The organism is Actinospineispora eucalypti, assembly GCF_039543365.1.
Classification (GTDB): Bacteria; Actinomycetota; Actinomycetes; order Mycobacteriales; family Pseudonocardiaceae; genus Pseudonocardia; species Pseudonocardia eucalypti.
The window spans coordinates 539,008-560,624 of sequence record NZ_BAABJP010000007.1; the positions used below are offsets into that span (position 1 = coordinate 539,008).

Annotated in this window: 22 protein-coding genes; 16 read left to right on the top strand and 6 right to left on the bottom strand. The window is 71.1% G+C overall.

The annotated features are described in order from the left end of the window. Positions 1-33 precede the first annotated feature (33 nt). The 7 genes from ABEB12_RS10130 to ABEB12_RS10160 all read left to right on the top strand — a co-directional run bounded on the left by ABEB12_RS10130 (position 34) and on the right by ABEB12_RS10160 (position 7,058). Positions 34-1,002, top strand: a complete 969-nt coding sequence (locus ABEB12_RS10130) for a copper resistance D family protein (RefSeq protein WP_345702704.1) — start codon at positions 34-36, stop codon at positions 1,000-1,002. Beyond that, positions 999-1,712, top strand: a complete 714-nt coding sequence (locus tag ABEB12_RS10135; RefSeq protein ID WP_185066527.1) for a (2Fe-2S)-binding protein — start codon at positions 999-1,001, stop codon at positions 1,710-1,712. Before ABEB12_RS10130 ends, ABEB12_RS10135 begins: the two co-directional genes overlap by 4 nt. A 186-nt stretch (positions 1,713-1,898) precedes the next feature. Next, complete coding sequence (gene tig / locus ABEB12_RS10140; RefSeq protein WP_185066526.1) at positions 1,899-3,305, top strand: trigger factor; 1,407 nt, start codon at positions 1,899-1,901, stop codon at positions 3,303-3,305. A 139-nt stretch (positions 3,306-3,444) separates the two neighbouring features. Beyond that, positions 3,445-4,086, top strand: coding sequence for an ATP-dependent Clp protease proteolytic subunit (locus ABEB12_RS10145; RefSeq protein WP_185066525.1), 642 nt, complete (start codon positions 3,445-3,447; stop codon positions 4,084-4,086). Beyond that, positions 4,083-4,715, top strand: coding sequence for an ATP-dependent Clp protease proteolytic subunit (locus ABEB12_RS10150; protein ID WP_185066524.1), 633 nt, complete (start codon positions 4,083-4,085; stop codon positions 4,713-4,715). Before ABEB12_RS10145 ends, ABEB12_RS10150 begins: the two co-directional genes overlap by 4 nt. A 171-nt stretch (positions 4,716-4,886) precedes the next feature. Further along, on the top strand, positions 4,887-6,167 hold the full coding sequence (gene clpX, locus ABEB12_RS10155) for an ATP-dependent Clp protease ATP-binding subunit ClpX (protein ID WP_185066523.1): 1,281 nt from the start codon (positions 4,887-4,889) through the stop codon (positions 6,165-6,167). A 438-nt stretch (positions 6,168-6,605) separates the two neighbouring features. Continuing rightward, positions 6,606-7,058 carry a methyltransferase gene (locus ABEB12_RS10160; protein ID WP_221499072.1) on the top strand — a complete coding sequence of 151 codons (453 nt, stop codon included), beginning with the start codon at positions 6,606-6,608 and terminating at the stop codon, positions 7,056-7,058. Here the strand turns inward: ABEB12_RS10160 and fdhD are convergent, their stop codons facing one another. After that, positions 7,059-7,883: a formate dehydrogenase accessory sulfurtransferase FdhD gene (gene fdhD / locus ABEB12_RS10165; protein ID WP_185066521.1), complete on the bottom strand. Its 825-nt coding sequence runs from the start codon at positions 7,881-7,883 to the stop codon at positions 7,059-7,061. Positions 7,884-7,975: 92 nt separating this feature from the next. On the opposite strand from fdhD, the gene ABEB12_RS10170 reads away from it, so the two are divergent. From ABEB12_RS10170 to ABEB12_RS10195, 6 genes are all read left to right on the top strand, one after another. Further along, the gene (locus ABEB12_RS10170) at positions 7,976-9,373 is read left to right on the top strand and encodes an MFS transporter (protein ID WP_185066520.1); all 1,398 of its coding nucleotides are present in this window, start codon (positions 7,976-7,978) and stop codon (positions 9,371-9,373) included. Then, positions 9,370-9,504: an MFS transporter small subunit gene (locus ABEB12_RS10175; RefSeq protein WP_345702705.1), complete on the top strand. Its 135-nt coding sequence runs from the start codon at positions 9,370-9,372 to the stop codon at positions 9,502-9,504. Before ABEB12_RS10170 ends, ABEB12_RS10175 begins: the two co-directional genes overlap by 4 nt. Before the next feature lie 10 nt (positions 9,505-9,514). Next, on the top strand, positions 9,515-9,769 hold the full coding sequence (locus ABEB12_RS10180; protein ID WP_185066519.1) for a DUF6457 domain-containing protein: 255 nt from the start codon (positions 9,515-9,517) through the stop codon (positions 9,767-9,769). Positions 9,770-9,901: 132 nt separating this feature from the next. After that, complete coding sequence (locus tag ABEB12_RS10185) at positions 9,902-12,523, top strand: valine--tRNA ligase (RefSeq protein ID WP_185066518.1); 2,622 nt, start codon at positions 9,902-9,904, stop codon at positions 12,521-12,523. Between the two features lie 102 nt (positions 12,524-12,625). Next, positions 12,626-14,005, top strand: a complete 1,380-nt coding sequence (locus ABEB12_RS10190) for a glutamate ligase domain-containing protein (protein ID WP_185066728.1) — start codon at positions 12,626-12,628, stop codon at positions 14,003-14,005. Continuing rightward, on the top strand, positions 14,002-14,382 hold the full coding sequence (locus ABEB12_RS10195; RefSeq protein WP_345702706.1) for a DUF4233 domain-containing protein: 381 nt from the start codon (positions 14,002-14,004) through the stop codon (positions 14,380-14,382). The genes ABEB12_RS10190 and ABEB12_RS10195 overlap by 4 nt, the downstream gene beginning before the upstream one ends. Here ABEB12_RS10195 and ABEB12_RS10200 read toward each other — a convergent pair. After that, positions 14,379-14,783 carry a PIN domain-containing protein gene (locus ABEB12_RS10200; protein ID WP_221499071.1) on the bottom strand — a complete coding sequence of 135 codons (405 nt, stop codon included), beginning with the start codon at positions 14,781-14,783 and terminating at the stop codon, positions 14,379-14,381. The two genes, ABEB12_RS10195 and ABEB12_RS10200, sit on opposite strands and share 4 nt — an antisense overlap. Further along, the gene (locus ABEB12_RS10205) at positions 14,780-15,007 is read right to left on the bottom strand and encodes a hypothetical protein (RefSeq protein ID WP_221499070.1); all 228 of its coding nucleotides are present in this window, start codon (positions 15,005-15,007) and stop codon (positions 14,780-14,782) included. Before ABEB12_RS10205 ends, ABEB12_RS10200 begins: the two co-directional genes overlap by 4 nt. A gap of 86 nt (positions 15,008-15,093) precedes the next feature. On the opposite strand from ABEB12_RS10205, the gene ndk reads away from it, so the two are divergent. Further along, complete coding sequence (gene ndk / locus ABEB12_RS10210) at positions 15,094-15,504, top strand: nucleoside-diphosphate kinase (protein WP_185066516.1); 411 nt, start codon at positions 15,094-15,096, stop codon at positions 15,502-15,504. 94 nt (positions 15,505-15,598) lie between these two features. On the opposite strand, the gene ABEB12_RS10215 is transcribed toward ndk, so the two are convergent. Next, entirely contained in the window at positions 15,599-16,249 is a 651-nt protein-coding gene (locus ABEB12_RS10215; RefSeq protein WP_185066515.1) for a TetR family transcriptional regulator, read from the bottom strand. Positions 16,250-16,344: 95 nt separating this feature from the next. Here ABEB12_RS10215 and ABEB12_RS10220 point away from each other — a divergent pair, with 95 nt between their 5' ends. Continuing rightward, the gene (locus tag ABEB12_RS10220) at positions 16,345-17,862 is read left to right on the top strand and encodes an FAD-dependent oxidoreductase (protein WP_185066514.1); all 1,518 of its coding nucleotides are present in this window, start codon (positions 16,345-16,347) and stop codon (positions 17,860-17,862) included. After that, positions 17,859-18,701: a metal-dependent hydrolase gene (locus ABEB12_RS10225; protein ID WP_185066513.1), complete on the top strand. Its 843-nt coding sequence runs from the start codon at positions 17,859-17,861 to the stop codon at positions 18,699-18,701. The genes ABEB12_RS10220 and ABEB12_RS10225 overlap by 4 nt, the downstream gene beginning before the upstream one ends. On the opposite strand, the gene ABEB12_RS10230 is transcribed toward ABEB12_RS10225, so the two are convergent. Then, complete coding sequence (locus ABEB12_RS10230; RefSeq protein ID WP_185066512.1) at positions 18,694-19,755, bottom strand: MBL fold metallo-hydrolase; 1,062 nt, start codon at positions 19,753-19,755, stop codon at positions 18,694-18,696. The two genes, ABEB12_RS10225 and ABEB12_RS10230, sit on opposite strands and share 8 nt — an antisense overlap. Before the next feature lie 346 nt (positions 19,756-20,101). Continuing rightward, a complete protein-coding gene (locus ABEB12_RS10235) occupies positions 20,102-21,613 on the bottom strand; it encodes an MFS transporter (protein ID WP_185066511.1) in 1,512 nt (503 codons plus the stop codon). Positions 21,614-21,617 lie beyond the last annotated feature (4 nt).

Genomic DNA, 21,617 nt, shown 5'->3' on the forward strand with positions numbered 1-21,617 from the left:
GGGGGGGGGGGGGGGGGGGGGGGGGGGGGGGGGGTGGGATCGAAAGGAGCGCGCGAGGTGCTGTTCGCCAGGTTGGCCGTCGACGGGATCGGCGCGCTGCAGGTCGGACTGGCCGTCGCGCCGTTCCTCACCGGCCAGGGGCGGTCCGCGCCGCCGGATCGGGCGGCCGGTCGGGCGGATCGGAGGGCCGGCCCGGCGGATCGGGCGGCCGGTCGGGCGGTGGCCCGCCGCACCGCCGCGCTCGGCGGGTTGACCGGTGCCGCCTGGGCGGGCGCGGCGCTGCTCGCGCTGTGGCTGGGGGCGGCGGAGGCCGGCGGCGTGGACGCGTTCCGGTTGCGGCCGGGTGTGCTGGCCGACTTCGCCACCGAGGTGGCCGCCGGCCGGGCGTTGCTGCTCACCCTCGGCTGCGCGCTGCTGGTCGCGGTGACCCGGCTGGTCTCGTTCCGGGCGAGCGCGGGCGGGCGCGCCGAACCGGGGGTGCTCGGCCAGCCGGAACCGGTGATCGGGTTCGCGCTGCTCGGCGTGGTCGCCGGGCCGGTCACCGGGCACGCCGGCGGCCACCTGGGCCACGGCACCGCCGTGCCGGTGCTCGCGGTGCACGTCGCGGCGGCCTGCCTGTGGGCGGGCGGGCTGGCCGCGCTGGCGCTGGTGTGCCGGGGCCGGCCGGGTCTCCTGACCGACCTCGCGCTGCCCCGGTTCTCCCGGCTGGCCGGCTACTGTGCCGGGTGCGTGCTGCTGACCGGCGTGCTCAGCGCGGCCTTCCAGCTGCCGGCACCCTCGGCCCTGCTGGACAGCGAGTACGGCCGCCTGGTGCTGGCCAAGGCGGCCGGCTTCGCCGTGGTGCTCGGGCTGGGCTGGTGGACGAGGCGGCGGCTGGCCGAGGGCAACCCCCGGCTCACCGGCCGGGTGGCGCTGGAGCTGGTCTGGATGGCCGGCGTGTTCGCCGTCGCGGCCGCGCTGGCCGAGGCGCCGGCGGCGGCGATACGGGGAACGGGAGCATGACGGAGCAACCGGAAGTGCGGGCGGCGCTCGAGGAGGTCGCCGACATCGGGCCGTTCTTCGCGGTCAGCGCCAACCCGGCGGAGGTGGTGGACGACTCCTGGCGCCCGTGGCGGGACTTCTACGAGCGGCCGGAGCCGATGGCCGAACGGGTCCGGCTGGTCGCCGGCGCGCTGGGCATCGAAGCGTCCCGGGCCGCCGACCTGCGGATCGCCGGCTCGATCGCCCAGCAGGGCTTGGCCGCGCGCCTGGTTTCCCCGGTGCTCGCGGTCGCCTCGGTGCACCGGAGGGTGCCGGAGTGGTCGCCGGACACGCTGCACTGGCGGCCGGCGGTGAGCGGCGTGCTGCCGATGTGGGAGTCCGCCGAGCGGTTCTCGGACGCCGACGCAGGCCTCGAAGCGCTGGTGACGGGTCACCTCGAGCCGCTGGCCGCGATCACCCGTGAGGTGTCCGGCGCGTCGCCCCGCACCCTGCGCGGCAATGCCGCCTCCGCGCTGGCCGCCGCCGGGAGGCTGGTCGCGCGCGCCCGGCCGGAAGCGGCCGCGGCCGCCCTGGGCGAGGTCGCGGAGCTGCTGCGGGCCGGGCCGCTGGCCGGTGCCGGCGCGCTCGCGCCGAGCTGGGCGTTCCGCCGTCGCTCCTGCTGTCTGTACTACAAGGTGCCCGGCGGCGGCGTCTGCGGCGACTGCGTCCTCGGCGCCGGACAACGGAGCTGAGGCATGTCCTGGTGTCGTTCCGGCGTGGCCAGCGGTGGATCGGGGAGCGTTGTCGCCTAGACTCGAACAAAGACCCCGCGTGGGTCCGAGCAACGGCACCCCTCCGGCGGCCCTCGGCGAGCGCCCGGCCGCCCGGTAGGACCGGGTTCCGGCTCCGCCAGCATGTCATCCGCACGAGGAGATCAAGTGAAGAGCACCGTCGAGCAGCTCAGCCCGACGCGCGTCAAGCTCAACGTCGAGGTGCCCTTCGACGAGCTCAAGCCGAACTTCGACCGCGCATACCGCAAGCTCGCCCAGCAGGTGAACATCCCCGGCTTCCGCAAGGGGAAGGCCCCGGCGCGCATCCTGGAGGCGCGGCTGGGCCGGGGCGTGGTGCTCGACGAGGTGGTGAACGAGGCCATCCCGGCGAAGTACAGCGAGGCGGTCATCGCCGGCTCGGTGCGGGTGCTCGGCCAGCCGGAGATCGAGGTCACCGAGCTGAAGGACGGCGAGCAGGTGGCGTTCACCGCCGAGGTGGACATCCGGCCCGAGTTCGACCTGCCGGACGCCGCCGCGATCACCGTCGAGGTGGACGCGCCCGAGGTGGCCGACGAGGAGGTCACCGAGCAGCTCGACCAGCTGCGTGGCCGGTTCGGCACGCTCACCGGGGTGGAGCGGCCGGCCGCCGAGGACGACTTCGTCTCCATCGACCTGGCCGCCGAGGTGGACGGCGAGGCGCTGGAGGAGGCCCAGACCAGCGGAATGTCCTACCAGGTCGGCTCGGGCGGCATGATCGAGGGCCTGGACGAGGCGATCACCGGGCTGTCCGGGGGCGAGTCCAAGACCTTCACCACCAAGCTGGTCGCCGGCGAGCACGCCGAGAAGGACGCCGAGGTCACCGTCAAGGTCACCTCCGTGAAGGTGCGCGAACTGCCCGAGGCCGACGACGACTTCGCCCAGCTGGCCAGCGAGTTCGACACGCTGGACGAGCTGACCGCCGACCTGCGCCGCCAGCTCACCGAGAGCAAGCGGGTGCGGCAGACCCAGCAGGCCCGGGAGAAGGTGCTGGAGGCGCTGCTGGAGGCGGCCGAGGTGCCGCTGCCGGAGGGCATCGTGGCGGCGGAGACCGAGTCGCGCACGCACGAGGTGGTGCACGCCTTCGACCACGACGAGGCGCGGCTGGCCGAGTTCCTGGAGAAGCAGGGGCTGACCAAGGAGAAGTTCGAGTCGGACGCCCGGGAGAACGCCGAGCGTTCGGTGAAGACGCAGCTGCTGCTGGACGCGATCGCCGAGGCCGCCGAGGTGCAGGTGACCGAGAGCGAGCTGATCGAGCAGATCGTGGCGCAGTCGCAGCGGTTCGGGATGAGCCCCGAAGAGTTCGTGCAGCGCGCGCAGCAGGCCGGCCAGTTGGGCGCGGTCGAGGCCGACGTCCGGCGCGGCAAGGCGCTGGACAGCGTGGTGCGCCAGGTCAAGGTGACCGATTCGAGTGGTGCCGAGGTGGACCTCTCCGAGTTCCTCAGCGGCGCGGAGCGCGGCGACGAGACCGCCGAGTCCCAGGACGATGCCGAGCAGACCGGCGAGAAGGCCGAGGAACCCGCCGGGGCGAAGGCCTGATCCACCCCCGGGCGGTGGCTCGTCCGTGTGCTCTGAGCGAACGGACGAGCCAATCCGGGTGGGCCGGCAGCAAGCTGGTTAGGGTCGGAACCGTCGTTCCAAGGCATTGAGCGGACACCGAACAGGAAAGCAGGCAGACGTGACGCAGTACCCATCCAATCCGAGGGTCCCGCAGCTGCGGACCGCGGCTCCGTCCTCGATGACGCTGGGCGACTCGGTCTACGAGCGGTTGCTGCAGCAGCGCATCATCGTGCTGGGACAGCAGGTGGACGACGAGATCGCCAACCGGATCGCCGCCCAGCTGTTGCTCCTGTCCGCCGAGGACCCCGAGTCGGACATCTCGCTCTACATCAACTCGCCGGGTGGCTCGGTGAACGCCGGGATGGCCATCTTCGACACGATGGAGCTCATCCCGTGTGACGTGGCCACCTACGCGATGGGCCTGGCCGCGTCGATGGGGCAGTTCCTGCTGTCCGCCGGCGCCCGGGGCAAGCGCTACGCGCTGCCGCACGTGCGGATCCTGATGCACCAGCCGTCGGCCGGCGTCGGCGGCACCGAGTCGGACATCCGCATCCAGGCCGAGCTGTTCCGGCAGAACAAGCGGGAGATGGCGGAGCTGATCGCCGGGCACACCGGGCAGACGGTCGAGCGGATCATGACGGACTTCGACCGGGACCGCTGGTTCACCGCGCAGGAGGCCCTGGAGTACGGCTTCGTGGACCAGGTGATCAGCCGGGCCAACGGACTTCCGAGGAACAAGAGGAACGGGAGCGGCAAGTGACCGGATTCCAACCCCCCCAGAGTCGCTACGTGCTGCCCTCGTTCATCGAGCGCACCAGCTACGGGGTCAAAGAGTCCAACCCCTACAACAAGCTCTTCGAGGAGCGCATCATCTTCCTCGGGGTGCAGATCGACGACGCCTCGGCGAACGACGTGATGGCTCAGCTGCTCGTGCTGGAGTCCACCGACCCGGACCGCGAGATCACGATGTACATCAACTCTCCGGGTGGATCATTCACGTCGTTGATGGCAATCTACGACACGATGCAGTACATCCGGCCCGACATCCAGACGGTCTGCCTCGGGCAGGCCGCGTCGGCTGCCGCCGTGCTGCTCGCGGCGGGCACCCCGGGTAGGCGGTTGGCCGTGACCAACGCCCGGATCCTGATCCACCAGCCGGCCTTCGAGGGCGTCTACGGGCAGGTTTCCGACCTGGAGATCCAGGCGGCGGAGATTTCCCGCATGCGGCGGTTGTTGGAGACTACGCTGGCAACGCACACTGGACGGGATGTCGAGTTGATCCGGGCCGACATCGAGCGGGACAAGATTTTGACCGCCGAAGAGGCCAAGGAGTACGGCATAGTTGACGAGATCATCCAGAGTCGGAAGCTGTCGGTAGTGGGCGGCTGAGCGGCCGGGGGATCTCGGTTCGGTAACCACGACATACCGTTCGTGGGAGCCTCACCGAGGTCCCTCGTCGATTGGGGCAGTCTTTGTGCTCCCCCAAGAGCGGGTTGGACGAGTACGGTCGGGACAGGCGCGCCGCACGGGTGCGCCGGATGGGACTACGGGTACGCACTCATGGCGCGCATCGGTGACGGCGGTGACCTGCTTAAGTGCTCCTTTTGCGGGAAGAGCCAGAAGCAGGTCAAGAAACTCATCGCCGGCCCCGGCGTATACATCTGTGATGAGTGCATCGACCTCTGCAACGAGATCATCGAGGAGGAGCTGGCCGAGGCCGGCGAGGTAAAGCTCGACGAGCTGCCGAAGCCGACCGAGATCCACGACTTCCTCGATCAGTACGTGATCGGGCAGCACAGCACCAAGCGCACCCTGTCGGTGGCGGTCTACAACCACTACAAGCGCATCCAGGCCGGCGACAAGGGCCGGGGCGACGGCGGCGACGGCGTGGAGCTGTCCAAGTCCAACATCCTGATGCTCGGCCCGACCGGCTGCGGCAAGACCTACCTGGCGCAGACGCTGGCCAAGCTGCTCAACGTGCCGTTCGCCATCGCGGACGCCACCGCGCTGACCGAGGCCGGCTACGTGGGCGAGGATGTGGAGAACATCCTGCTCAAGCTGATCCAGGCGGCGGACTACGACGTCAAGCGGGCCGAGACCGGGATCATCTACATCGACGAGGTCGACAAGATCGCCCGCAAGTCGGAGAACCCGTCGATCACCCGGGACGTGTCCGGCGAGGGCGTGCAGCAGGCGCTGCTGAAGATCTTGGAAGGCACCACGGCGAGCGTGCCGCCGCAGGGTGGCCGCAAGCATCCGCACCAGGAGTTCATCCAGATCGACACGACGAACGTGCTGTTCATCGTGGCCGGCGCGTTCGCCGGCCTGGAGAAGATCATCTCGGACCGGGCCGGCAAGCGCGGCATCGGCTTCGGCTCGGAGATCCGCTCCAAGAAGGACCTCGACGCCAGCGAGAGCTTCGGCGACGTGATGCCCGAGGATCTGATCAAGTTCGGGCTGATCCCCGAGTTCATCGGCCGGCTGCCCATGGTCGCCTCGGTGACCAGCCTGGACAAGGACGCGCTGGTGCAGATCCTCACCGAGCCGCGCAACGCCCTGGTCAAGCAGTACCGCAAGCTGTTCGAGATGGACGGCGTGGAGCTGGAGTTCACCGACGACGCGCTGGAGGCGGTGGCCGACCAGGCCATCCTGCGCGGCACCGGTGCCCGTGGCCTGCGCGCCATCATGGAAGAGGTCCTGCTGCCGGTGATGTACGACATCCCCAGCCGGGACGACGTGGCCAAGGTGCTGGTCACCGGCAAGACGGTGCGGGACAACGTGAACCCCACCATCGTGCCGCGGCAACCCGCCCGCCGCGAACGCCGCGACCGGAGCGCCTGAGGCTCAGGCGCCCGCTGGCGGCGTTCTCCCTCGCTTATGTGCTTCCAGCACACCGCGCTCGGTGCGGCCTTGCCAGCGGACGCCTGAGCCTCAGGCCCCGCCTGCGGCCCCTCCGGGGTCGGCAGGCGGGGCATTCAGGACCTGTTTCGACGCTGCGCGTCCGTTCGGCGACACGCAACCAGAGTGACGGATGGTGTGGCGGTGGCGGTCGGTCCATGATCACCATGACCTGGTGGTCCGTTTTCGGGCCGCCAGGCGGCCGTGAGGTCATGATGATCATCGAAACGTAACGGGCGGCGCCGAGGTCGTGGCGGACCAGCCGCCTCGGCCCCGCCCAAGTCGATCTTTAGAACCGGCCCCGGCCCCTCCCGGGGCTGCCGCGGACCACTGGGGCCGTCCATGAGGAAGTTCAGCGCTGCCGGTGGTAGCTCAGTGTTCATGGCGTTGGCGCCGGGGACGGTGGCCGGGGTGGTGCCGTGGTGGCTGACCGGGTGGCAGGCGGGGGGCTGGGGGCCGGCGCCCCGGCTTTTGGGCGTCCTGCCGCTGGTGGGCGGGGTGGTCGTGTTGGTTCACGCGTTCGCGCGGTTTGTCACCGAAGGGCTGGGGACGCCGGCGCCGGTCGCGCCGACCGAGCATCTGGTGGTGGGCGGGCTTTACCGGTATGTGCGCAATCCGATGTATCTCGCGGTGGTCGCGGCGATCTTCGGGCAGGCGTTGTTGCTCGCGCGGCCGGTGTTGCTGGGTTACGCGTTGGTCGCGGGCGGGGTGATGTGGGCGTTCGCGAAATGGTACGAGGAGCCGAAGTTGGCCGCGACGTTCGGCGAGGAGTACGAGCGGTACCGGCGGGCGGTACCGGGTTGGTTGCCCCGAGGGCGTGCCTGGCGGGCCTGATCAGCGTTTGATGCGGGCGGCGCCGGTGTAGACGTTCATGGATCGGCCGCGTAGGAAGCCGATCAGGGTCACGCCGGATTCCTCGGCCAGGTCGACGGCCAGCGAGGACGGTGCCGAGACCGCTGCCAGGGCGGGGACGCCGGCCATTACCGCCTTTTGGGTTAGTTCGAAGGACGCCCGGCCGGAGACCATGAGCACGGTGCCGGTGGCGGGGATCCGGTTGTTCAGGAGTGCCCAGCCGAGGACCTTGTCGACGGCGTTGTGGCGTCCCACATCCTCGCGGACGGCGAGGAGTTCGCCGTCGGCGGTGAACAGGCCGGCGGCGTGCAGGCCGCCGGTGCTCTCGAAGACCTTCTGGGCCTCGCGGAGCTTGTCCGGCATGGTGGACAGCGTGGCGGGGGTTACCAGCATGGCGTCCCCGGCGGGGGAGAAGCGGGTGCGCAGCCGTACCGCGTCCAGCGAGGCCTTGCCGCACACCCCGCAGGACGAGGTGGTGTAGAAGTTTCGCTCCACCCCCGGGTCGGGCGGGGGCACGTCCGCCCCGAGGGCCACGTCCAGGACGTTGTAGGTGTTGCGGCCCTGGTCGTCCACCGAGTCGCAGTAGCGCGCGCTGGCTACATCCGGTACAGCACTGATAACGCCCTCAGTCAGCAGGAAGCCGTGCGCCAGCTCCACATCGTGGCCGGGGGTGCGCATCGTCACGGCCAGGGCCTTGCCGTTAACCCGCAGCTCCAGCGGTTCCTCGACGGCCAGGCGATCGGGCGAACGGCGTTCGCCGTCCGGCCCCAGCCGCAGCACCGAGGTACGCGCAATCAGACGACCCATTTGCACCTCCTCGTATGCATACTGTATTTCGTCATGCGTAACGTGGCGGGAGCCGGGACCATTCCATCATCCGCCCGGAGGGAGCAGCTCCAATGACCGCAGCTGGATTCCTGGACCGTGAGCGCATCGTTGCGCCCGAGGGCTGGAGTCGATGGCTGGTACCCCCAGCCGCCCTTTCCATCCACCTGTCCATCGGCCAGGCCTACGCCTGGAGCGTGTTCAAGAAACCCCTCGAGTCCACTATGCTCGCGGACAGCACGCTGAAGGGCACGCTGAGCGCGATGCCGTTCGTCCTGGGCATCGTGATGCTCGGCCTGGCCGCCGCGCTGTTCGGCACCGCCGTGGACCACCGCGGTCCGCGCTGGGCGATGCTGGTCTCGTCCAGCTGTTTCGTCAGCGGCTGGTTCATCTCGGCACTGGGCGTGTACGTCGGCTGGTACTGGCTGGTGATCTTCGGCTACGGCGTCGTCGGCGGCATCGGCTGGGGCATCGGCTACATCTCGCCGGTGTCCACCCTGATCAAGTGGTTCCCGGACCGCCCCGGCATGGCCACCGGCATCGCCATCATGGGCTTCGGCGGCGGGGCGTTGATCGCCTCCCCGTGGTCCGCCTCGATGCTCGCCGCGTTCGGCGCCACCGGGGCGAACCCGCAGGCCAGCGGCATCGCCAAGGCCTTCCTCATCCACGGCGTCGTGTACGCGGTGTTCATGGCCATGGGCTGGCTGCTGGTCCGGGTGCCCCGGGAGGGCTGGCACCCGGACGGCTGGGACCCGGCCACCGCGCACCGGCGGCCGCTGGAGAGCAAGGGCAACGTGTCCGCGCGCAACGCGATCAAGACCCCGCAGTTCTGGCTGCTCTGGGTGGTGCTCTGCTTCAACGTGACCGCCGGCATCGGCATCCTGGAGAAGGCGGCGCCGATCTACCAGGACTTCTTCCGGGGGTCCTCCAGCGCCACGGCGATCGCGGCGGCCGCCGCCGGCTTCGTGGCCATCCTGTCCCTGGCCAACATGCTGGGGCGGTTCGTCTGGTCGTCCACCTCGGACGTGATCGGGCGGAAGAACGCCTACCGGATGTACCTGGGAGTCGGCGCGCTGCTCTACCTCACGCTGGATCTGGTGGAGAACGCCAGCAAGCCGGTGTTCCTGATCTGCGCGATGCTGATCCTGTCCTTCTACGGCGCCGGCTTCGCCACCGTGCCGGCCTACCTGCGCGACCTGTTCGGCACGTTCGAGGTGGGCGCCATCCACGGCCGGCTGCTCACCGCGTGGTCGGTGGCCGGAGTGCTCGGGCCGGTGATCGTCAACTACATCGCGGACCGGCGGACCGAGGCCGGCTTCAAGGGGCCGGACCTGTACAGCCTCTCGTTCCAGATCATGATCGGGCTGCTGGTGGTCGGGTTCATCTGCAATGAGCTGATCAAACCGGTGCACCCGAGGTTCCACGAGCCGGCCGCCGGTGAGACGGCCGTGCAGGCGGGGAGGGCGGCATGAGCGCACCGGAGACGACGCCCAGCGGTGGCCGGGCGGCACTGACCGCACTGGCCTGGATCTGGGTGGCCGTGCCATTCGGGTACGGCGTGTGGCAGCTGCTGATCAAGGTGGTGCAGCTGTTCAGCGGGTAGGTTCGCCGGCATGAACACCATGGAGACGTGGATCGCGGAGGTCTGTGCCGAGCTGGGCATCGACCTGGCCGACCAGAAGGCCACCACCGCCCAGGTGCTCGACCTGACCAAGGACGTGGCGCACGGCGTGGCCCGCCCCGCCGCCCCGGTCACCGCCTTCCTGGTCGGCCTGGCCGCCGCCCGCACGGACGACCCGGACGCGGCGGTCGCCGACCTCTGCACCCGCCTCGCCGCCCGCGCCAGCGGGTGGTCCGGCGAGGGTTAGCGGTCGCCCGTGCACACCGCTTGGCGCCGGCACACGGGCAATTGCGCGTGGGCCGGGTACGCACGGTATGTGTGAGCGGGGGCGGGGGTAACGCGATCGGGGCGGTCGGGGGGCGGCTCGTAGACTTGGGGGGTGACCGAGACACTGCCACCCCAGCCGCGAACCGATCTACCGTCCCGCTGGGAGCCGGTATCGGTAGAGGCGCGGCTGTACCAGGGGTGGGTGGACCGCGGTTACTTCAGCGCCGATCCGAACAGCGGCAAGCCGCCGTTCTGCATCGTCATCCCGCCGCCCAACGTGACCGGCAGCCTGCACCTGGGCCACGCCATGGACCACACGCTGATCGACACGCTGACCCGGCGCCGCCGGATGCAGGGCTACGACGCGCTGTGGCTGCCCGGCATGGACCACGCCGGCATCGCCACCCAGAACGTGGTGGAGCGCCAGCTCGCCGTGGACGGCAAGTCCCGGCACGACTTCGGCCGCGAGCTGTTCGTGGAGAAGGTCTGGGACTGGAAGCGCGAGTCCGGGGGCGCGATCCTCGGCCAGATGCGCCGCCTCGGCGACGGGGTGGACTGGAGCCGTGAGCGGTTCACCCTGGACGAGGGCCTGTCGAAGGCGGTCCAGACCATCTTCAAGAAGCTGTTCGACGACGACCTGATCTACCGGGCCGAGCGGATCATCAACTGGTGCCCGCGCTGCCGCACCGCGCTGTCGGACATCGAGGTGGAGCACTCCGAGGACGAGGGCGAGCTGGTCTCCATCCGGTACGGCGACGGGGACGACAGCGTCGTCGTGGCCACCACCCGGGTGGAGACGATGCTGGGTGACACCGGCATCGCGGTGCACCCGGACGACCCGCGCTACGCGCACCTGGTCGGCCGGGACATCGAGCTGCCCATCGTGGGCCGGCGCATCCCGGTGGTGGCCGACGAGCACGTCGACCAGGAGTTCGGCACCGGGGCGGTCAAGGTGACCCCGGCGCACGACCCGAACGACTTCGAGATCGGCCGCCGGCACGACCTGGCGATGCCGGTGATCATGGACGAGGGCGCGGTCATCGCCAACTCCGGAACCCGGTTCGACGGGATGGACCGGTTCGTGGCCCGCGAGGCGGTGCGCGAGGAGCTCCGCGCCCAGGGCCGGATCGTCGCGGAGAAGCGGCCCTACCTGCACAGCGTCGGCCACTGCAGCCGGTGCGACACGGTGGTCGAGCCCCGGCTGTCGCTGCAGTGGTTCGTCCGGGTCGCCCCGCTGGCCCGGGCGGCCGGTGACGCGGTGCGCGACGGCCGGGTCACCGTCCACCCGAAGGAGCTGGAGCAGCGCTACTTCGACTGGGTCGACAACATGCACGACTGGACCATCTCCCGCCAGCTGTGGTGGGGGCACCGGATCCCGGTCTGGTACGGGCCGAACGGTGAGGTCCGCTGCGTGGGTCCGGACGAGGAGCTGCCCGGCGAGGGCTGGACCCAGGACTCCGACGTGCTGGACACCTGGTTCTCCTCCGGGCTGTGGCCGTTCTCCACCCTGGGCTGGCCGGCGGACACCGCCGACCTGCGTCGTTACTACCCGACGTCGGTGCTGGTCACCGGGTACGACATCCTGTTCTTCTGGGTGGCCCGGATGATGATGCTCGGGCTGTACGCGATGGACGGCGTGCCGCCGTTCGAGCACGTTTTCCTGCACGGGCTGGTCCGCGACCAGTACGGCAAGAAGATGTCCAAGTCGCGCGGCAACACCATCGACCCGCTGGCGCTGATCGACAACTACGGCGCCGACGCGCTGCGTTTCACCATCACCCGAGGGGCCAACCCGGGCGCCGACATGGCGCTGTCCGAGGAGTGGGTGGCCGGGTCCCGCAACTTCGGCACCAAGCTGTGGAACGCCACCCGGTTCGCGCTGGCCAACGGGGCGGACCCGGACGGCGAGATCGACCCGTCCCGGCTGACCGACGCGGACCGGTGGATCCTGGACCGGCTGGCGACCGTGGTCACCGAGGTGGACGCGCTGCTGGAGGACTACCAGTTCGCCAAGGCCACCGAGCTGCTCTACCACTTCACCTGGGACGAGTTCTGCGACTGGTACCTCGAGCTGGCCAAGGTCCAGCTCGCGGGCGAGGGCGCGGAAAACACCAAGGCCGTGCTGGGCAACGTGCTCGACGTGCTGCTCCGGGTGCTGCACCCGATCATGCCGTTCATCACCGAGGAGCTGTGGACCACGCTCACCGGCGGCGAGTCGCTGGTCATCGCCTCGTGGCCGAAGATCACGGCACAGGCCGGCCGGCCCGATGGTGGAGCGGCTGAGCGGGTCGCGGCGGTGATCAAGCTGGTCACCGAGGTCCGCCGGTTCCGCGCCGACCAGGGCCTGCGGCCCGGTCAGTGGGTGCCGGCCCGGGTGACCGGTGGGCTGGGCGCCGAGCAGCTGGCGGCGGCCCGCGCGCTGGCCCGGCTGGGTGAGCCGGAGGGCGGGTTCACCGCCACCGCCTCCCTGGAGGTGGGTCTGGGCGGCGGCCCGGTCCGGGTCGAGCTGGACACCTCGGGCACCATCGATGTGGCCGCCGAGCGGGCCCGGCTGGGCAAGGACCTGGTGGCGGCCGAGAAGGAGCTGGCCGGCACCGAGGCCAAGCTGGGCAACGCCAAGTTCACCGAGCGGGCGCCGGCCGACGTAGTGGCCGGCATCCGCGCTCGCCGGGACGCCGCGGTGGCCGACATCGAGCGCATCCGGGCCGGCCTGGCCGCACTTCCGGAGGCGTAGGCGGTGGCCGGAAAGCAGGCCACCTCGCAGGGCGAGCAGCAACGCCGCGAGGTCGCGGCGGAGGATCGGCGCGCCGTCAACCGCGAGGTTACGAAGGAAAACATGGAGGCCGAGTTCCGGGCGGTGGAGGCGGCGCTGAACCGGCGCTGGCCGGAGAGCAAGATCGAGCCGTCGCTCGGCCGGATCCGCGCGCTGGCGGATCTGCTGGGGGACCCGCAGCGGGCCTACCCGGTGGTCCACCTGGCCGGCACCAACGGCAAGACCTCCACCGCGCGCATGGTGGACGCGCTGCTGCGCGAGGTGGGGCTGCGTACCGGCCGGTACACCAGCCCGCACCTGCAGCGCGCCGACGAGCGGATCTGCCTGGACGGCGAGCCGGTCGGGCTGGCCCGGTACGTGGAGCTGTTCTGGGAGGTCGAGCCGTACGTCCAGATGGTGGACACCGGCCGGGCCGACGACCAGCCGGCGATGAGCAAGTTCGAGGTGCTCACCGGGATGGCCTTCGCGGCCTTCGCGGACGCGCCGGTGGACGCGGCGGTGATCGAGACCGGGCTGGGCGGTTCCTGGGACGCCACCAACGTGGCCGACGGGACGGTCTCGGTGATCACCCCGATCGGCCTCGACCACATGGAGTACCTGGGTTCGGAGATCACCGGCATCGCGGCGGAGAAGGCCGGCATCATCAAGCCCGGCTCGATCGCCGTGCTGGCCGTGCAGCAGCCCGAGGTGGCCGAGGTCCTGCTGGAGCACTGCTCGAAGGTGGGCGCCACGGTGGCCCGGCAGGGCATGGAGTTCGGGGTGCTGCGCCGGGACAAGGCGGTCGGCGGCCAGATGCTCAAGCTGCAGGGCCTCGGCGGCGCCTACGACGAGGTGTTCCTGCCGCTGTACGGCGAGCACCAGGCGGCCAACGCGGCGGTGGCGCTGGCCGCCGCCGAGGCGCTGCTCGGCGCCGGTGCCGGGCGCACGCTGGACCTGGACGCGGTACGCAACGCGTTCGCCGGGGTGAGCGCGCCCGGCCGGCTGGAGCGGCTGCGCACCGCGCCGCCGGTGCTGGTGGACGCGGCGCACAACCCGCACGGTGCCGCCGCGCTGGCCGCCGCGCTGGCCGACGAGTTCGGCTCCCGGCGGGTGATCGGGGTGGTCGGCGTGCTCCGGGGGAAGGACTCGCGCGGCCTGCTCACCGAGCTGGAGCCGGTGTTCGACCAGGTCGTGGTCACCCAGAGCACGTCGAAGCGGGCGCGGGACGTGGACGAGCTGGCCGCCGACGCGGTGGCCGTGTTCGGCGCCGACCGGGTCACCGTGGAACCGCGGCTGGACGACGCGGTGGAGGAAGCCGTCCGCTTGGCCGAGGAGGTGGACGCCGAGGCCGAGGACAACGCCGGTACCCCGGCGGGCGTGCTCGGCGGCGGCGCGGTGGTGATCACCGGCTCGGTGGTGACCGCTGGCGAGGCCCGAACCCTGCTCGGCAAGGCCCCGGGGTGAGCGCTCCCGAGCGGCCGGCGCCCGACCCGATGAAGGGGTTCCGGGGCGTGATGGCGGCGACCCTGATCCTCGAGTCGATCGTGGTGCTGCTGACGCTGCTGGTGCTGGCCAAGTTCGGCAACAGCGGCGGGGGGTTCGGCGTGGTGGCCGTGCTCGGGCTGGCTCTCGCCCTGGTGCTGCTGTGCGGGTTCCTGAGCCGGTCGTGGGCGTTGCCGACCGTGCTGGTGCTGCAGGGCGCGCTGATCGCCTGCGGGCTGCTGTCCCTGCCGATCGGCGTGATCGGCGTGATCTTCGCCCTGGTCTGGTACGCGCTGTTGATGATGCGCCGGGAGGTGGCCGCCCGGATGGCCCGGGGCGACCTCCCCAGCCAGCGCTAGGTCTTTTGCGGCAGCACAATCAGGCCGTGCCCGCGGGCCGCGTCGCGGAGCCGGTCGTCGAAGGTGACGATGGCGCCGGCGCCGGTGCGTTCCGCCGCCAGCAGCACGCAGCAGTCCGGCAGCTTGAGCCCGGTCGAAGCGCGAATCTCGGCCAAGCGGAGTGCATCGCTGCCCAGGATGGGCACAATCGTGACATCCAGGTTGCCCAGGACCAGGTTCAGCGCGTGCTCCGAGTTGCCGCGGCGCACCGGCCGAACCAGCAACTCGGCGAGGTTCAGCGCACTGACCCCGAGAGTCTCGTCGCCGATGTGCGCGTCGACTACGGCGACCGCCGCCGCGTGGTGTGCGTCGTCGCTGCCTTCCAGATAGGCGATCACCACGGCGGCATCGAGAATGATCACTCTGGCCAGTCCTCGCGGAGTTTCTCTAGGTAACCGGGCTCGTAGGTGCCGGCAAGGGCACCCGCGCCGGCGAGAATCCGAGCCCGGCGTGCCTCCGGGTCACGGCGCATGGCCTGGTATCCCTCGGCGATCAATCGGTAGAGCAGTTCGGTGTCGCTCAGATCGGGCCACCGCCGCTTGGCCTCCGCCAGCGCGGCGGCCACGTCGTCCGTCTGAGTGATCATGTGACGTGGGCGGGATGTGGGCATAGTTCAGAGTGTACACCGGGTGTTGCACCTGGGCGGCCGTCTCCAGGATAGGCTTCGCGACCGTGAGCGAGCGGACTTTGGTTCTGGTCAAGCCCGACGGCGTGTCCCGTCGGCTGGTAGGTGAAGTGATCTCCCGGATCGAGCGGAAGGGCCTCGATCTGGTCGCGCTGCGGCTGCGCACGGTGGACCGTGAGCTGGCCTCCCAGCACTACGCGGAGCACGACGGCAAGCCCTTCTTCAACGACCTGCTGGACTTCATCACGTCCGGCCCGGTGGTCTCCGCGGTGGTGGAGGGGCCGCGCGCGATCGCCGCGTTCCGCCAGCTGGCCGGCGGCACCGACCCGGTGGAGAAGGCCACCCCGGGCACCATCCGGGGCGACTTCGGCCTGGAGACCCAGTTCAACCTGGTGCACGGTTCGGACTCGCCGGAGTCGGCGTCCCGCGAGATCAAGCTCTGGTTCCCTGACCTGTGATCGACCGGGTGGCGGCGCCGTCGCGGGCCGCCACCCTTCCTAGGGTTCCCCGCGGGCGCCGAACTGGGCGCCCGCTCGGCAAGCGCGTTCCGCGCTAGTTCTCCTCGCGCGGGCGGAACGCGGCCACGACCGGGGCGAGATAGAGCTCGACCAGCCGGCGCTGGTCGTCCGGCGAGTCCATCGGCAGCACCGAGTCGGGCGTGATCGTCAAGGAGATCACGATCCGGACCAGGAGCTCGGCCAGCACGTCGACGTCCGGGTCGGGCATCGCCACCCGGCCGGCGGCCACCTCGGCCCGTATCTGCATGGCCACCCAGCCGCGCGCGGCGGCGAGCACGGTGCCCCCGGCCTTGGTGGTCAGGTGCGGCAGGATCAGCTCCGGCTCGGTGCGCAGCAGACGGTTCAGCAACCGGTGCGCGCGCAGGAAGTTCAGGCAGAACAGCAGCCCCTCGACCAGCTTGGACAACGGGGTGGGCTGCTCGGCGACGACCGCCTCCACCTTGTTGAGGAACCGGCGCAGCTCGATCATGAGCAGCGCGTTGATCAGCTCGTCCTTCTTGGGGAAGTAGCGGTAGATCGTCACCCGGGACAGCCCGACCCGGCGGGCCACGTCGTCCATGGTGAACCGGCGCAGCCCGAAGTCCTCCGCCTGCTGGAAAGCGGCGCCCAGAATTCGGTTCGCGGTCTGGTCGTCCGGCAGCTCGGCGGCCAGTGCCCGGCCGATCAGATCCTCGTTCTGGAGCACGACCGCAGCTTAACAGATGTTACGACTTGACTTAGTTTGTTACATGAGTTTAGCTGAGGTGGACGCTCTTAGTTACAGCGGGGAGGTGTCGGTCAATGGCGGTCGACCACCACGTGGCGATCATCGGTGCCGGGCTGAGTGGCCTGGGCATGGCGATCGCGCTGCGCCGCGCGGGCATCGAGGACATCGTCCTGCTGGAGCGTGCCTCGGACATCGGCGGCACCTGGCGGGACAACACTTATCCGGGCATCGCCGTGGACGTGCCGGCGCAGGTGTACCAGTTCAGTTTCGAGCTGAACCCGGACTGGAGCCGGATCTTCGCTCCCGGTGCCGAGGTCAAGGCCTACATCGACCACATCGCCGACCGGTACGACCTGCGCCGGTCGATCCGGTTCGACACCGAGGTGCTCGAGCGGGTGTGGGACGGGGACGAACAGCTGTGGCGGCTGCGCACGGCCGGCGGCGAGGTCACCGCCCGGTTCGTGGTCAGCGCGATCGGCGCGTTCGTGGATCCCAAGCCGGCCGAGCTGCCCGGCCTCGCGGACTTCGCCGGCAAGGTCATCTACTCCTCCCGCTGGGACCACGGCTACGACCTGGCCGGCAAGCGCGCCGCGATCGTGGGCACCGGGGCCAGCGCGGTGCAGATCATCCCGGAGATCGCCGGCCGGGTGGCGCACCTGGACGTATACCAGCGCACCCCGATCTGGGTCGCGCCCAAGATCGACCCGGGCACGCCGGCACTGGTCAGCGGGCTGTTCCGCCGGCTGCCGGGCAGCCAGCGGGCGGTGCGCGAGCTGGCCACCCGTGCGGTGGAGTTCGTGCTGATCGACGTGGTGGTCCGGCACCGGCCGATCTGGACCCGGGCGATCGCCGGTGCGCTGCGCGAGCTCTGGTACCGCTCGCAGGTGCCGGACGCCGAGCTGCGTGACAAGCTCACCCCGCGCTACGGCTTCGGCTGCAAGCGCCCCGCCGTGTCCTCCGACTACCTGAGGACGTTCACCCGGCCGCACGTCGAGCTGGTCACCGACCCCATCGAGCGGGTCACCCCGGACGGTCTGCGTACCGCCGACGGCCGGGAACGGCCCGTCGACGTGCTGGTCCTGGCCACCGGGTTCCGGCTGGCCAGCGACCCGGAGAACTTCCGCCGCACCCCCGTGCGGGGCAGGGACGGCTTCGACCTGGCCACCGCGTACACCGAGCAGCGGCTGACCTCCTACGAGGGCGTGAGCATGCCCGGGCTGCCCAACCACTTCATGATGTTCGGCCCGTACGGCTGGGTCGGCGCCACCTGGCACCAGTTGGTGGAGAGCACGTCGGCGCACATCGTGCGGGTGATCGGTGAGGCGGACCGGCGCGGCGCGACCAGCGTGGAGGTGCGGCCGGAGGCCAGCCGCCGGTGGACCGAGCGGATGCGCCGCAAGCTGGCCGGCTCGCTGTTCAACACCAACAACTGCGCCACCGCCAACAGCTACTACTTCGACCACCACGGCGACACCCCGTACCTGCGCCCGACCAGTTCGGCGCACGCCTTCGCGGCCAGCCGTGACTTCCCGCTCGACGACTACCGGTTCAGCACCGTGACCGCCCCCGCAACCGCCAGGAGCTCCGCATGAACGCCAAGTACCCCGTGCGCACCCGACGGATCAGGTTCGAGTACCCGCCCGGGGCGCTGGACCGGCACTACGCCAACGGTGACCTGATCCTCAGCCACACCGTGGCCGTGCTCTCCGCGCTGTTCCCGGAGGGGGAGGACTTCTTCATCCGCTCGGTGCGGCACTACGCCGACCGGATCACCGACCCGGAGCTGAAGTCGCAGGTCGCCGGCTTCATCGGGCAGGAGGTCACGCACGGCCGGGAGCACCGGGCACTGAACGACCGCCTGAACGAGCTGGGCTACCCCACCCACTTCGTGGACCGGCTCACCCACCTGCTGATGATCCGCGCCGCCAAGCTGCTGCCCTGGCGGATCCAACTGGCCATCACCTCCGCGCTGGAGCACTACACCGCGTCCATCGCCGAGCTGCTGCTGGAGAACGAGGAGGCGCAGCGGCGGCTGGGTGACAACGAGATCCGCTCCATGCTGCTGTGGCACGCGCTGGAGGAGTCCGAGCACAAGGCGGTCGCGTTCGACGTCTACCGGGCGACCGGGGGCCGCGAGTCGATGCGGATCAACACCATGCGCGTGGTGAACGTGCTGTTCGTGCCGTTCGTCGCGCTGCTCTCGATCATGTCCCTGCTGCGCGACCGGGCCATCTACAACCCGCTGCGGCTGGTGCAGGCGTTCGGCCTCCTGCGCACCTCACCGTTCATCACCAGGGACGTGGTGCGGCACCTGAACGCGTACAACCGGCGCGGCTTCCACCCGGACGACTTCGACGCCAGTGAGCTGCTGGAGCGGTGGAAGGCCGAGCTGTTCGGCAACGAGGGCCGGCTGGTCGATCACCTCAAGTAGTGAGGAGGTAGGTCGTACCGCTGCTGCCCTGCACCCAGGCGTCGGGCAGCGTGGCGGCCAGCGCGTGCTGGGCCCGCCAGCCCGTGCAGTGCCCCGGCACGACCAGTGCCGGGGCCATCTCGGTGAGCGCGGTGACGGTGGGGCCGATGATCGGTTCGAACGCGGGGCCGCCCAGGTGCAGCCCGCCGAGCAGCGCGTGCAGCGTGGGCACCCCGGTCAGCCGCTGGGCGTGGCGGACGATGTTCACCGCGCCGGCGTGGCCGCAGCCGGTGAGCACCACCAGGCCCCGGTCCCGCACGTGCACCACCAGCGCCTGGTCGTCGATCACCAGCGGGTCGTGCCGCCACTGCGCGCCGTCCCAGGCCTGGTGCGGCGGGGGCATGCCGTGCTCGAAGTCGGTGGTGCGGTCCACCTCGCCGGTGATCAGTACCGCGTTGTCGAGCAGCAGCGACGGCTGCCGGCGTTCGATCACCTGGAAGCCCTCGGTCTCCAGTGCCCGCTTGCTCAGGGTGGGCAGCTCGGCCGGGTCGCCGCCCGGGACGGCCAGCCGGCGGCGGGTCCACAGGTACGGGTGCACCACCATCGGCATCGCCGCCAGCCCGGTGCGGCGGCCGGCCAGCCCGGCCAGCCCGCCCGCGTGGTCGAAGTGGCCGTGGCTGAGCACCACCGCCTGGATGCCGGAAAGATCGGCGCCCAGCCGGTCGGCGTTGTTCACCATGGCATCCGGGGAGAGCCCGGTGTCGAACAGCAGGCTGGTCTCCCGGTCGCCCCGGCGCACCGTGACCAGCGCGGCGAACCCGTGCTCCGCCACCAGCCCGACATTCGTCGTGCCGCCCTCGAACTGCGGAGCTCTTACGCCCGCGCCGGCGCCGAAGCTGACCCGTTTGACGTGGTCATCGCCGGTCAGCAGGGCGTCGAAGACGTTGTCCACGAGGGTGGTGATGCGGACCTCGTCCACCGGTTCCAGCGCGATCGGGTCGACGGCCTCGCCCGGGGCTGTTCTCGGGGCGGCGGCCAGGACGTCTCCGGGGGCGGCGGTTGAGGCGTCACACATGGCCGCGACTTTAGTGCGGTGCGGGTTTTAAAGAGGCTTGGACGGCGAGAGTCGGGTGGGTGGTGCGGCTCGGCGCGGCCCGTTGCGTAGCTGCTCGGTGCCGGTTCGGCCTCGGGTTACGCGCTGTAGTCGTGGTGAGTGGGCGGCGGGGCGTGATTCGTCGAGATCTACCTGGGAGGTCTTCCGACCATGATCAAAGCCTGCTCAGGTAGATCTCGACGAACGAGGCGGCAGAACCCCGCCGAAAGCGGTCACTCACCGTAGTGAAGCGGGCCAACCGTGCCCGAACGCAACGGGCCGCGCCGAGCCGCGGCAGACCGCCCCACTCTCGCCGTCCAAGCTCTCTTCAAACCGGCACCGAGACCCGACGCCCACCCAGGAACAAAGCCGCCGCCGCCCCGCAGACACACACCACGGCGGCCAGCCCGAAGATCTCCTGGTACTGGGTCAGCAGTGCGGCATCCACGGCGCGGCGATAGGCGGCCAGCTGGGCCGCGTACCGGACCGGGTCCACGCCGAACGGCAGGGGGGTGGCCAGCGAGGCGGTGAGCTCGGTGAACCGGTGCAGGCCCCACGCGGACAGCGCGGCCACCCCGATCAGCATCCCGGCGGTGCGGGCCACCACGGTGGCCGCCGAGGCCACCCCGTGCCGGTCGGCCGGGACCGCGCGCAGGACCGCGGCCGCCACCGGGGCGACTACCAGCCCCAGGCCGAGCCCGGTCAACGCCAGGTCGGTGTCCGCCATCGGCAGTCCGAACGGATGCCGGGCGGTGAGCAGCCCGGCCGGCCAACGGGACATCAGGGCGAACCCGCCCGCCGCCAGCAACAACCCGGCCGCGGCGACGCCGGGGCCGCCCACCCGGGGGGCCAGGAACCCGCCGAGCAGCGCGCCGACCGGCAGCGCCACCAGGAACCGCACCAGCACCAACGCGCCGCCCACCGCGTCCAGCCGCAGCACCGTCTCGGCGAAGAGCTGGACGTCGACCAGGGTCACCATCAGCGCGGCGCCGACCACCGCACTGGTCACCAGCCCGGCCAGCACCGGCCGGGCGTGCACCCCGCGCGGGTCCAGCAGCCGGGTGCGGGCGCGGGCCTCCCAGCCGGCGAAGGCGAGCAGCGCCACCGCCGAGGCGGCCAGCGTGCCCGGTCCCCACGGCGGCAGCACCGAGTGGCGGGGGTCCGGGTTGTACAGGCCGACCACCCCAAGCGCCAGCGCCAGCGCCAGCAGCGCGCCGCCAACCAGGTCCACCCGGGGTCGTTCGGTCGCTCCGGGGTCACGCGCGGGCACCGCGAAGTGGACGGCGAGCAGTGCGGCGGCGGCCAGCGGCAGGTTCACCCAGAACAGCCCGCGCCAGCTGCCGAGCAGCGCGGCCAGCCCGGCCCCGTACAGCGGGCCGAGCACGCTGCCCAGCTGCTCGGCCGCGCTGACCAGGCCCAGCGCGCCGGCCCGGCGGCGCTCGGCGACCAGGTCTCCGGCCAGCGCCATGGTGACCGGCAGTAGCGCGCCGCCGCAGATGCCCTGCACCGCCCGGCCGGCCACGATCACCTCGAGGGTCGCCCCGGCGGCGGTGACCGCCGAACCCACGGCGAAGCCGAGCAGGCAGAGCTGGATCACCACGCGCCGGCCGAACCGGTCGGACAGCTGGCCGAGCAGCGGCATGGCCGCCACGTAGCCGAGCAGGTACCCGGTGATCAGCGGGGTGGCCCGCTCCAGCCGGTTCAACGGGATGGCCAGCTCGCGCACGATGTCGATGAGCACCGTGACGACCACGTAGCCGTCCAGCGCGGCGAGCAGCACCGCCGCCCCGCCGACCCCGAGCGCGGCGCCGACCCGGGCGGTGCGGGCCGGGGGCGTCACCGTG